This window comes from Armatimonas sp., from assembly GCF_964826245.1.
Genome location: NZ_CBAYMC010000163.1, coordinates 1 through 10,114, shown reverse-complemented (window position 1 = coordinate 10,114; position 10,114 = coordinate 1). Strand labels below are relative to the sequence as shown.

General features: G+C 61.5%; 10 protein-coding genes. 3 read left to right on the top strand and 7 right to left on the bottom strand.

Annotation, left to right across the window (positions count from 1 at the left end; translation table 11 throughout):
* Both AC1XOS_RS15110 and AC1XOS_RS15105 read right to left on the bottom strand, forming a co-directional pair.
* Positions 1-602 (bottom strand): phosphoadenylyl-sulfate reductase (locus AC1XOS_RS15110; RefSeq protein WP_481963055.1); only part of this gene is annotated, 602 nt, incomplete at its 3' end.
* 59 nt (positions 603-661) lie between these two features.
* Positions 662-2,914: a beta-galactosidase gene (locus AC1XOS_RS15105; protein ID WP_481963054.1), complete on the bottom strand. Its 2,253-nt coding sequence runs from the start codon at positions 2,912-2,914 to the stop codon at positions 662-664.
* A gap of 56 nt (positions 2,915-2,970) precedes the next feature.
* Between AC1XOS_RS15105 and AC1XOS_RS15100 the strand changes: the two genes are divergently transcribed.
* Positions 2,971-4,206, top strand: coding sequence for a hypothetical protein (locus AC1XOS_RS15100; RefSeq protein ID WP_481963053.1), 1,236 nt, complete (start codon positions 2,971-2,973; stop codon positions 4,204-4,206).
* On the opposite strand, the gene AC1XOS_RS15095 is transcribed toward AC1XOS_RS15100, so the two are convergent.
* The 5 genes from AC1XOS_RS15095 to AC1XOS_RS15075 form a co-directional block, all read right to left on the bottom strand.
* The gene (locus AC1XOS_RS15095) at positions 4,162-4,884 is read right to left on the bottom strand and encodes an SDR family oxidoreductase (protein ID WP_481963052.1); all 723 of its coding nucleotides are present in this window, start codon (positions 4,882-4,884) and stop codon (positions 4,162-4,164) included. The two genes, AC1XOS_RS15100 and AC1XOS_RS15095, sit on opposite strands and share 45 nt — an antisense overlap.
* A gap of 45 nt (positions 4,885-4,929) precedes the next feature.
* On the bottom strand, positions 4,930-5,748 hold the full coding sequence (locus tag AC1XOS_RS15090) for a sugar phosphate isomerase/epimerase family protein (RefSeq protein ID WP_481963051.1): 819 nt from the start codon (positions 5,746-5,748) through the stop codon (positions 4,930-4,932).
* Between the two features lie 152 nt (positions 5,749-5,900).
* Entirely contained in the window at positions 5,901-7,016 is a 1,116-nt protein-coding gene (gene ald, locus AC1XOS_RS15085) for an alanine dehydrogenase (protein ID WP_481963050.1), read from the bottom strand.
* 22 nt (positions 7,017-7,038) lie between these two features.
* Positions 7,039-7,440 carry a GtrA family protein gene (locus AC1XOS_RS15080; protein WP_481963049.1) on the bottom strand — a complete coding sequence of 134 codons (402 nt, stop codon included), beginning with the start codon at positions 7,438-7,440 and terminating at the stop codon, positions 7,039-7,041.
* Positions 7,437-8,159, bottom strand: coding sequence for a class I SAM-dependent methyltransferase (locus AC1XOS_RS15075; RefSeq protein ID WP_481963048.1), 723 nt, complete (start codon positions 8,157-8,159; stop codon positions 7,437-7,439). The genes AC1XOS_RS15080 and AC1XOS_RS15075 overlap by 4 nt, the downstream gene beginning before the upstream one ends.
* A 26-nt stretch (positions 8,160-8,185) precedes the next feature.
* Between AC1XOS_RS15075 and AC1XOS_RS15070 the strand changes: the two genes are divergently transcribed.
* The gene (locus AC1XOS_RS15070; RefSeq protein ID WP_481963047.1) at positions 8,186-8,950 is read left to right on the top strand and encodes a phytanoyl-CoA dioxygenase family protein; all 765 of its coding nucleotides are present in this window, start codon (positions 8,186-8,188) and stop codon (positions 8,948-8,950) included.
* Positions 8,947-10,032 (top strand): PDZ domain-containing protein, encoded by a 1,086-nt coding sequence (locus tag AC1XOS_RS15065; protein ID WP_481963046.1) that lies wholly within the window; start codon positions 8,947-8,949, stop codon positions 10,030-10,032. Before AC1XOS_RS15070 ends, AC1XOS_RS15065 begins: the two co-directional genes overlap by 4 nt.
* Positions 10,033-10,114: the final 82 nt, after the last annotated feature.

Below are 10,114 nucleotides of genomic sequence, written 5' to 3'. Positions count from 1 at the left end.
GCGCGGGTGCAGGGGGCACAGCCGATACTGGGGAAGCCTTGGTCATGGAGTTTGTTGTAGGGTACCCGATGGGCATGGATATACTCCCAGACTTGTGCCTCGGTCCAGTCCGCGAGGGGATTCAGCTTGGCGATACTGCCGTGCGCCGCGTCAACTTCAAGCTTAGGGAGACGGCCACGTGTCACAGACTGCTCGCGGCGCTGGCCGGTGATCCAGCCCTTCACCTCGGCCAGAGCGCGCGAGAGCGGCTCCACTTTTCGAAGCTGGCAGCACTCGCGTCGGTTCTCGATAGAGTGGTAGAAACTCCCCGGACCTTTGAGCTGGAGAAGCTGTTGGAGCGGCTCAGTCTGGGGCGTGTAAGCCACGATCTTGATGCCGTAGCGCTGGTTGAGCTGCGCCCAGAGGTCGTAGGTTTCTTGATGGAGCCGCCCCGTGTCCAGCACAAAGACCGAGATCGGGAGCTTGGACTGGGAAATCAAATCTAGCAGCACCACGTCTTCAGCGCCGAAGCTACAGGCGAGCTTCAGGCCGTCGCTGTAGATTGCGACGGCTCGCTGGAGTACGGCACTTGCGTCCAGCTCTTCCCAGTTTAATTCAGGCATACTGGCGTCTAGTCTACTCTGTTAATTCTAGTTTTGCAATAGGAATAGTAGTGTTTGTCCTAGAGTCCGGGAAAGAGTGTGGCGCTGAGAAAAATCCGATACGCCTTGATCCGCCCGTGGTCGTTGTCTTGACGGGGCTGGCAGCGGATGCCGGTGACCGTCTGCTCACTTCCTAGGTCTACCACGAGCTGATGGGGATGGGGCGTTTTGTCTGCGCTCCAAGCTGTGTGCCAGAACGTGACGGGCTGTAGATCGAAGACATTGTCTGCCGTGCCGCTCTCTCCGACCAGCTCCTCACTGTCGGCGTAGGCGATCTTCCAGGCACCGCGCGACAAGAGCTTGCCGTCAGGGCCGAGTAGCTCTAGCTCGGTGAGGGTGGTGTAGACACTGTTATCCTGGGCGCTGAGCGCTTCTAAACAGAGATAGCGGCCCCTAGCAGGCGCGGCAAAGCGCGCCTCCTGCCACTCGCCGCCGGGGCCGAACGTGCCCGTATGTGTCGGCGTGAGGCCCTCAAGCCGCAGGGTCTGGCCAGGCTTGCGGTGGCGCTGGCTCAGATCCACCACGATCTCGTCGAGAATAGGCGTGGTGCGGCCCATGACTGTGGCCTTGGTGGGCGTCTCTAAATCCAGCACGATAATGCTGTTCTTGCCTTTTTTCAGCCAGCAACCAGGGCAGTAGAGTGTCTGCTGTGGCCCGATATGCCAGAAGCGCCCCAGCGCATTGCCGTTGACCCAGACCATGCCCTTGCGGAAGCCCTTCATTTCGAGATACGTGTCACCAGTCTGGGTGAGCGTGAAGCTGCCTCGATGAAAGGCGGGGCCTTCTGTCGGCGCTTTATCGGAGAAGCGTAGCCCCGGAAGCGGGGACTCACCCCAAGAGAGCGGGAAGACCTCCCAACCTGTGAGCGGCTTGCCATCGAGGCTCACCTCACCGACCAGGCCTTTGCGGTCGTGGATGCCGCGTCCAAAGTTGATCCGTCCCATCGCCTCGACTAGTACATCGAGCTGTATGGGCTTCTCTCGCGTGGGCAGACGAAGCGTGGACTGGTTGCGCCGTCGGTCTAAGACGCCCACACGCACGCCCTCCACAAAAACTTGCGTCCAGTCGTGCGCCTCGGCGAGCTTTAGCACACCCTCGGGGCCAGCGGGGAGAGTTGTCCGGTAGAGCATCGCCCCAAACCCAAGATCGTAGCTCTCCATTGCGGCAGGCCTCTCGGTGCGGATCGCACGGGGCAGGCTCTTAAAGAGCGGCGCTCGCTCGGTGAGTGCAATCTCGGGGACTGCGATCACGGGCATAGGCTCAGGGATCGCAGGAAGCGGCTTGCTCTCCGGCTGCCACTTTGCCAGCATCACCCGGAGCGCGTGGTATTTTTCGGTCGGTTTTGCGGCCTCATCCAGCGGCGCGTTGTAGTCGTAGCTGGTGACAATCGGATCATACGGCGGGCCACCCGCGCCTGCCCAGGGACCGAATGTCGTGCCGCCATGGGTCATGTAGAGCGAGAACGAGCCGCCATTATCCAGAATCCAGCCGAGGTCTTGGAGCGCCCCTGCGATAGCCCGGGTCTCGTGGGGCTTGCCCCAGTGGTCGAACCAGCCGCTCCAGTACTCGCTCACAAAGACTGGGCCATCGCCGGTGCGCTTGCGCTTGAACTCAGCGACATTGCGCTCGGCGCTATTGCCAAAATTCACGGTCGAAAGCACGCCCGGAAGCGCGTTTTGCGTAAAATTCGATGACCAGTCGCACGCGGTGAGCGGCACATCCGTGAAGCCCGCAGCCAGTAAGAACTTGCGCACCGCCTCCATATAAGGTCGGTCGGTTCCGTACGCCCCCAGCTCGTTCTCCACCTGCACCAAGGCAATCGGGCCGCCATGCGGGAGCTGAAGTGGCGCGAGAACCCGCCCAACCTCTTTTAAGTAGCGCTCCACGGCCGCTAAATAGTCGCTGTCCGCCGACGAGCGCAGCTGGATGTCTTTCTTCTTGAGGAGCCACCAGGGCAGGCCGCCCATCTCCCACTCCGCGCAGACATAGGGCCCCGGCCGCAAGCAGACCAGAAAACCCTCTTTTTGGGCGAGCTTGATAAACGCCGCCGCATCGGCCATGCCGGACCAGTCGAACTTGCCAGGGTGGGGCTCGTGGCGGTTCCAGAACAGATAGACCGCCACAGTGTTCAGGCCCATTGCCCGAAGCAACTTCAGGCGGTGGGCCCAGTACTCGCGCGGAATCCGGGCGAAGTGAAGCTCGCCACACAGAAGACGAATCGGTTTACCATCGAGGAAGAAATCGGCTTTTCCGATCTCAAAGCGGGAAGACATGGCCTGAATTATACACTGCCGGTTTTCAACTGGTAGCAGATGAGGTACGCTACGGCATGAAACAACAAGAGCGGGGGGGCTGGAAGGCGGCGCACGAGTGCCATCTGGGAGCGCGGAAGGGCAATCTTGTGATCCGTACCACCGGCGGCGACCCGTATCTGATGGCGAGTGAGGTGCCGTCGGTGGGGGGAACCCTCACGCTGGAGTGGCGTCAGCGGACAAAGACACGTGGCTCGGCGGAGGTGTTCTGGGGCGATGCGCGTGGTGGGTTTGCCGCGGAGCGTAGCGTCCAAGTGGGCTACACGCCCGGCGAGAAGTGGCAGGAGCTGAGGGCGACTCTGCCCGTACAGGGCGCTCTCACGGCACTGCGCCTCGATCCGTGCCAAGGCCAGGGCGAGCTGGAGCTTTCTTGGCTGCGCCTGCGTGACACTAGCGGCAAGCTGGTGCGCGAGTGGAAGTTCATGAACCTCAAAGACGCCGAGCCCGCCGGAGTCTTACCGCCTGCGGAGAAGTGGGCCTTCCTCGATAATGGCAAGATCCGTGTCGGGGTGAAGGTATCGTCGGGGGCGGCGATTGGCTGGCTCTCGCTCTCTAAGTCCGAGCGGAACCTGCTCAATCATTGGGACCACGGACGCTTAGTCCAGCAGAGCTACTACGGCGACGACGACGGCTCGATCTGGGGAAAGCAGCCCTGGCGCTGGAACCCGGTGCAGGGCGGCGACTACAAGGGCACGGCGGCGAAAGTTCTGGCGCTCAAAATCGGCAAGACGGATCTCTACGCCAAGAGCATGGGGCGCAACTGGGCGGGCTGCACCGACCTCCCCGAGGCGATCTTTGAGCAGTGGATCACGCTGAAGGGCGATGTGGCGCAGGTGAAGTACCGGCTGACGTACTCCGGGACACACTCCCACGAGAGCCGTCACCACGAGATTCCCGCGATTTTCTTAGAGCCGGATTTAGACACGCTGGTGGTCGGTGGCAACGAAGCGGCGCGCAGCAAGCCCGGCTGGCCCAACGAGAGCCGCAAGCTCCCTGAGCACTGGGCGGCCTACGTGGACAAAGACGAGTTTGGGGTCGGGGCAAAAGTGCCTATCGCCGACGAGCTGACTTGCTACCGCTTCGGCGACGGCAAGCCGGAACACGGGAGCTGCTCGTACTTTGCGCCGCTGACAAAGTTTGCGATCACGCCTGGTATGGTCTTTACCTACGACCTCTATCTCACCTGCGGGACGCTCACACAGATTCGGTCACGGCTCGATAGAGCCGATAAAGGCGATGTGCCCCGACTCTAGGCTGTCGTCGGTGGCAGAGGCGACAATCGCTTTTGCGAACTCAGCCACCGTGGGCAGATCGCGGCTACTGTCCAAAGTGCCTTTCTGGAGGCGCTCCAGCAGCCGCACCGTGATCGTTCCCTCGATGCCATCGCCACTGACGATAGTGAGCCTGATGCCCCGTGCCTCTAGCTCGGGGATGCGCCTGCGGAGTCCCTCCTCGCCTGCTTTCTTGCTTGCTGCGACAGCCTCGTAGGCGGGCACGACGGGGTGCGTGCCGTAGAAGTGCGCCCAGTGGCTGGTAACAAAAACCACGCGGCTTCCGGGTGGCATTAGAGGAAGTAGCGCATCTAAAGTTGCAAGCTGGGAGTCGCGGTTGAGCTGCATCGCATAATCCGCATCTTTGTCTTTCTCCATCCCGCCGCTGGCATTGAGAAAGAGCAAGTCGAGGTGGCCGAAGTGGGCGCGGACGCTCTGGGCCATGGCATCGCGCTCCTCGGCATGGGTAATATCGGCCTGAGCCAGCAAGGCGCTCCGTCCGAGTGCTCTCACCTGCGTCGCCACTTCTTCCGCACGAGGGCCTTTGCTTCGGTAGTTGATGACCACATCCGCGCCGTCTTCGGCGAGCAGCAGGGCTACCGCCGCACCAATCCCACGCGAGGCCCCCGTCACCAGCGCCACTTTCTGGGTTAACTCCATACCGAGAGTATACCTTTAGCCTGTTGTACGGAGGGCAGTTGTGCTCTAGTGTGAGGCTTGTGTCCGCACGAACGCCGCCGCGAGCCGGTACTCTTCCTCACTGGGCAGATGCTCCAGCATAAAGGGAGTGTCGGGAGGGAGCGCACGCATCTCCTCTAAAAATACGCCGTAGTCCAGCCCACCGAGGCCGGGGCGCACTTCGTCGAGGTGCACCGTGAGGTTCTCTCGAAGCAAAATATCCTTGGCATGAACCCCGACAATCTGTGGGCCCAGCAGCGCAAAGCACTCGCGCAGGAACTCGGCGTTGTGGAAATAACGCGCTGGGCAGTTGATGAGATTCACCGGGTCGAGATGCACCGCGACACTTTTTCGGTCAATGGCCTGCATCAACTCCAAGTAGCTCTGCGGCGAGTCCGGGTACATCCAGGGCATGGTCTCCAGCGTGTAGACCGCCCGCGCTGGCTGGACACTGTCCACGATCTCTTGGACGCTCTCCACAATCAGCGCAAACGCCGCCGCCGTGAGATCCTCGGCGCACGGCCCGTCCCACTTTGCCCCCAGCGACCCGGCGATATTGACACAGCAGACCGCCCCAATTCTTTCGGCCAGCTCCAGCTGCCGCTTGCAAAACTCCCGCGCCTCACGCCGGATTTTGTTGTCTTGAGAGAGCGGATTGCTCCACGCCCCGACCTCGGCGATCACAATATCGCTCTCCCGCGCTGCCTGGGCGTAGGCCGCAATCGTCGAACGATCGGCATCGCTTTTCACCGGGCAGTACGCCGCCCGGTAGCCCGCTGCCTGTACCGCGGCGACCCATTTCTGGGGTGTCGAAATATCCCCAAATACGGGGCCACCTAATCTCATGGTTTTCCTTTTCGGGCGGCTAAAGCGGCCCGCTGTTGCGGCAAGACCCATAAATGGGCCTGGAAATACCTTTTCTAGCCCCTCTTCCCGGCGAGCTTGCGAGCCATGAGGGGAAGAGGGGAGGCGAGGAACGAGCCGGGGAGATGGCCCAACTACCCTAGCAGACTCTCCGGGGCGACGAAGGGGATTGCAAACTCTTCGCTTAGGGGCTCGTAGGTGAGCTTGCCTTCGACAATATTCAGGCCCTTGCGCAGGCCCGCGTCGTCTTTGAGGGCTTTCTTCCAGCCTTTTTTGGCGAGAGACAAGACATACGGGAGCGTGGCGTTGGTGAGCGCTGCCGTAGACGTGTGCGGAACCGCGCCGGGCATGTTGGCGACGCCGTAGTGCAGGACGCCGTCCACAAAGTAGGTGGGGTTTTGGTGGGTGGTCGGGTGCGTCGTCTCTATACAGCCGCCCTGATCCACGGCCACGTCTACGATGACCGCGCCTTTTTTCATCTGGGCGACCACACTTCGGGGAACAAGTGTCGGGGCTTTTGCGCCCTTGAGCAGCACAGCACCGATCAGAAGATCCGCCTGGAGCGCTTTCTCGCGGATCGCCGCGAGGGTGGAGTAGAGGGTCGTCACGTTCTTGGGCATGACATCGTCGAGGTAGCGCAGGCGGGGGATCGAGACATCAAAGAGGCTCACATTGGCACCCAGCCCCGCCGCCATCTTCGCCGCCTCAGTGCCGACCATACCGCCGCCGATAATCACGACATTGGCGGGGGCGACGCCGGGGACGCCTCCGAGGAGAATCCCGCGTCCGCCCATTGCACGCTCTAGGTACTTCGCGCCCTCTTGAACCGCCATACGGCCCGCCACTTCACTCATCGGGGCCAGCAGGGGTAAGAGTCCATCGGGGGTTTCTACCGTCTCGTAGGCGATGCAGACCGCGCCGGATTCAAGACACGCGTCGGTGAGCTCGCGGCTGGCGGCGAAGTGGAAGTAGGTAAAGAGAATCTGCCCGGAGCGCAGGAGCTTATACTCGGCGGGAAGTGGTTCTTTGACTTTGATGACCATCTCACAGCGTGCAAAGACCTCCTCAGGCGACGAGACAATCTGTGCGCCCGCCGCGGCGTAGTCTTCGTCCTCAAAGTTGATCCCGGAACCACAGCAGGTCTCCGCCAGAACCGTGTGGCCTGCCGTAACAAGCGCCTCGACACCCGCTGGGAGAAGCCCCACGCGGTTCTCGTCGTCTTTAATCTCGCGAATAACTCCTACAATCATAGCTAAGAGTATACCCAAAAAATTAAGACAGTCTGCGGAAAGTCCAGAGCCGGTGCAGGGTGAAGCTCCAGAGCGCGATCATGGGGAGCGCGATGGCCTTGCCGATCCACTGTGGCGCAACGCCACCGAGCGGCCCAATGCGCTCGGCCAGCGCGGCAATACCAAAGTCTAGTAAAAGCGCGACACTATGCACCACGGCAAAGCGCCCCGCTTGTGTGGTTGCGGCTTGGTCTTTTGCTTCGGCGAAGGTGAAGTGACGTGAGCCGATAAAATTGACGATTGCGGCGAGCAAGTAAGCGAGCGGGTTGGCGAGCAGCACCCGCCAGCTGAGGCCATACGTAAAAAGTGCGACGGCAGCGTACTCGACCACGGTGGAGACCGCTCCCACACTCACAAAGCGCATCAGGCGCTGGAGAATCGTCACGTTGGTTTCTTTCCGATGGCAAGAATCGAGAGCCCGTAGGGGAGCGGTAGGGAGAGAAGAGGGCGCTCGGCGGCAAGCACGGCGCTGAGGGTATGGTTGAGCCAAGGCGTGACGGGCGCGACATCCGACGACTCATCTTTACGGAGCCGACTGAGTAAGCGCGCGGCAACAATGGCGGGAAAGAGCAGTGTGTTCCAGTGCGAGCAAAACGTTACCTCTAGGCCCGCCTCAGTGAGGAGCTTTCTCACTTGGGGGCGGGTGTAGCGCCGCGCGGTCTGCACGACCAAATCGTGGTGGCCGCGGAGCCAGTCGTAGGCGGGGAGATTGACCAGAACGTGTCCGCCTGGCTTGACCACGCGAGCGGCTTCTTTTGCGGCTTGGGTATCGTCTACGGCTTGGTGGTACCAGACATCCAGCGAGACCACGGCATCGAAAGTGTTATCGGAGAAAGGCAGGGCATTGACAGAGCCTTCGGTGAGGTTTTCAAGCCCCCGCGTCTTGGCAAGCCGGAGCGCCTCAGGCGAGAAATCCAGCCCCGTGACCGCAAAGCCCGCATCGGTCAAGCGCCGGGCAAGCATCCCCGTGCCACAGCCCGCATCGAGAACGGTTGCGTCGGGCGCGTCGGGCTTGAGAAGCTTGAGTACATGGCCGTGAAGCGTGCGGTACCAAAAATGATCCGCCTCCACCGTAAACATTCGCTCATACTCCCCGATTTCCATGCCGGCTCCTATGGTATCCTTTTCGCATGCAATTTTGCGAGGATCAGGTGGATTTCTTTCGCACCGAGGGCTGGCTGGCCGTGGAGGGCTTCTGGAGCGAGCGCGAGGTAGCGGCGATGCGTATTGAGCTAGAGCGTCTTAAGACCGAGGGCAAGCTCCGCAATATCGCGACGGAGGGCGACGGTAAGACCTACTCGACCACCAAAGTCAATCTCCAGCTCTGCCCGATGTGGCCGCACTCCGAGCTGTTTAAAGCGATGCCCTTTGCGCCTAAAGTTGTGGCGGCGATTGAGGCGCTGATCGGTGCGCCTGCGTTGCTGCATCTCGACCAGGTGTTTCTCAAGCCGGGCAAGCAGGGCATGGGGACGAACTGGCACCAGGACAATGCGTACTTTCAGATTCCGGATCCGCTCAAGGGAACCGCGCTCTGGACCGCCGTTCACGATGCGACTCTCGCCAACGGGACACTCAACGTCATCCCCCGCGCCTTCGTCGAGCCACTACCCCACGAGCGCGACGGCTTCTCCGATCACCACATCCGCTGCTGGCCCGACGAAACCAAAGCCATTCCTGTGGAGATTAAAGCGGGTGGTGCGATCTTTTTTTGCTACGGCACGCCCCATGCCACAGGAGCCAATACGACCGAGACGGAGCGTGCGGGTGTCGCACTGCACTTTATCCACACCGATCAGAGTGGGGTGGCGCGCAGTGGCTTTGAACCCGAAAAGCGCCCGTCGTTAATTGCGGATGCTGCTACGTGGGATGCTCAAGTCGCGCGGGTTCTCGCATGAGGCAGGTGCGCTGGCAGGCCGATCTCGATGCCGCCTTTGTCGAGGCACGGGCGCAGAAGAAGCTGCTCTTTGTGCTCTTTCGCTGCCAGCGGGAGAAGCGGGACGCGGCGATCCTCCAGCCCACCGACCCAAAGCTGATTGCGCTGCTCACGGAGCACTATCTTCCGGTTCGGGTGATTAGCCTCAAGGGACTGGACCTCAATCGCTTTCGCTTCGACTACGACCAGCAGCTGATGGGGCTGGTGCTCACTCCCGACGGTGTCACTCTCGCCCGCTGGGGCGGCGACGACGTCTCGGTGGCTTCTCTTATCACGCTTCTGGAGCAAGTGCGCACGGTGGTGTGGCCCAAAATGGCTTCGCCACCTGCTCCTCAGACACTGCGCCAGAAGTTCCCCGCCTTTGCGCAGTCCAAGCGCGCCGACGAGCCGTGCTACCACTGCCACTATGTCCACGATGCCGAGATTGAACAGCAACGCAAGGCGGGGACATTTCAAAAACTCTCGCTCTTTCGCTATCCTCCGCCGAGCGTGCTCGGGCTCACGCTGGATGATGGCAACCGCATTGCATCCGTGAGGCCCGGCTCCGTGGCGGCGAAAGTGGGCTTGAGAGTGGGGGAGCGGCTGACGATGCTCAACGCCCAGCCGATCTACACCGCCGCCGATGTTGCCTTTGCGCTGGATGCGCTCCCCGCAAGAGCAAATCGCGTGCTGCTCAATGGAAAGCCCATCACCCTACCGTCGGGCTGGCGCACCTACGACATCTCCGCCCGCCCGTCGCAGGGGGCGATCCCGCCGATCTTTGGGTTCTGGGAGGAGCCGGTTCCCAGCAGCAAGACCCTGGCACTGAAAGTGAACTTTGTCTTTCCCGGCGAGAAATGGGCAGCGTCGCTGGGTGGTCTCAAGCTCGGCGATGTGATTGTGGCGGTGGATGGCAAGACCCTGCCGCAGATGACCCCGCGCCAGTTCCACACTTGGCTGCGTCTCAACAAAGAAGTCGGGCAGAAGGTAAAGCTCACGGTTTTGCGGGGCGGCAAGCGCCTGATTCTCACCCTGCCCTGCCTTGATTTGCAATTGGCCCCCTAACCCCCGCCGGGCGGGGGAACAATGAGGATTTTCCTTGTATCCCCCCCCCGCCGGGCGGGGGATGGGGGGGAGCTACCCCACG

What these genes read in the sequence shown, in the direction of transcription:
- AC1XOS_RS15105 (WP_481963054.1), bottom strand. Translation starts at nt 2,914, where the DNA reads ATGTCTTCCCGCTTTGAGATCGGAAAAGCCGATTTCTTCCTCGATGGT.
- AC1XOS_RS15100 (WP_481963053.1), top strand. Translation starts at nt 2,971, where the DNA reads ATGAAACAACAAGAGCGGGGGGGCTGGAAGGCGGCGCACGAGTGCCAT.
- AC1XOS_RS15095 (WP_481963052.1), bottom strand. Translation starts at nt 4,884, where the DNA reads ATGGAGTTAACCCAGAAAGTGGCGCTGGTGACGGGGGCCTCGCGTGGG.
- AC1XOS_RS15090 (WP_481963051.1), bottom strand. Translation starts at nt 5,748, where the DNA reads ATGAGATTAGGTGGCCCCGTATTTGGGGATATTTCGACACCCCAGAAA.
- ald (WP_481963050.1), bottom strand. Translation starts at nt 7,016, where the DNA reads ATGATTGTAGGAGTTATTCGCGAGATTAAAGACGACGAGAACCGCGTG.
- AC1XOS_RS15075 (WP_481963048.1), bottom strand. Translation starts at nt 8,159, where the DNA reads ATGGAAATCGGGGAGTATGAGCGAATGTTTACGGTGGAGGCGGATCAT.
- AC1XOS_RS15070 (WP_481963047.1), top strand. Translation starts at nt 8,186, where the DNA reads ATGCAATTTTGCGAGGATCAGGTGGATTTCTTTCGCACCGAGGGCTGG.
- AC1XOS_RS15065 (WP_481963046.1), top strand. Translation starts at nt 8,947, where the DNA reads ATGAGGCAGGTGCGCTGGCAGGCCGATCTCGATGCCGCCTTTGTCGAG.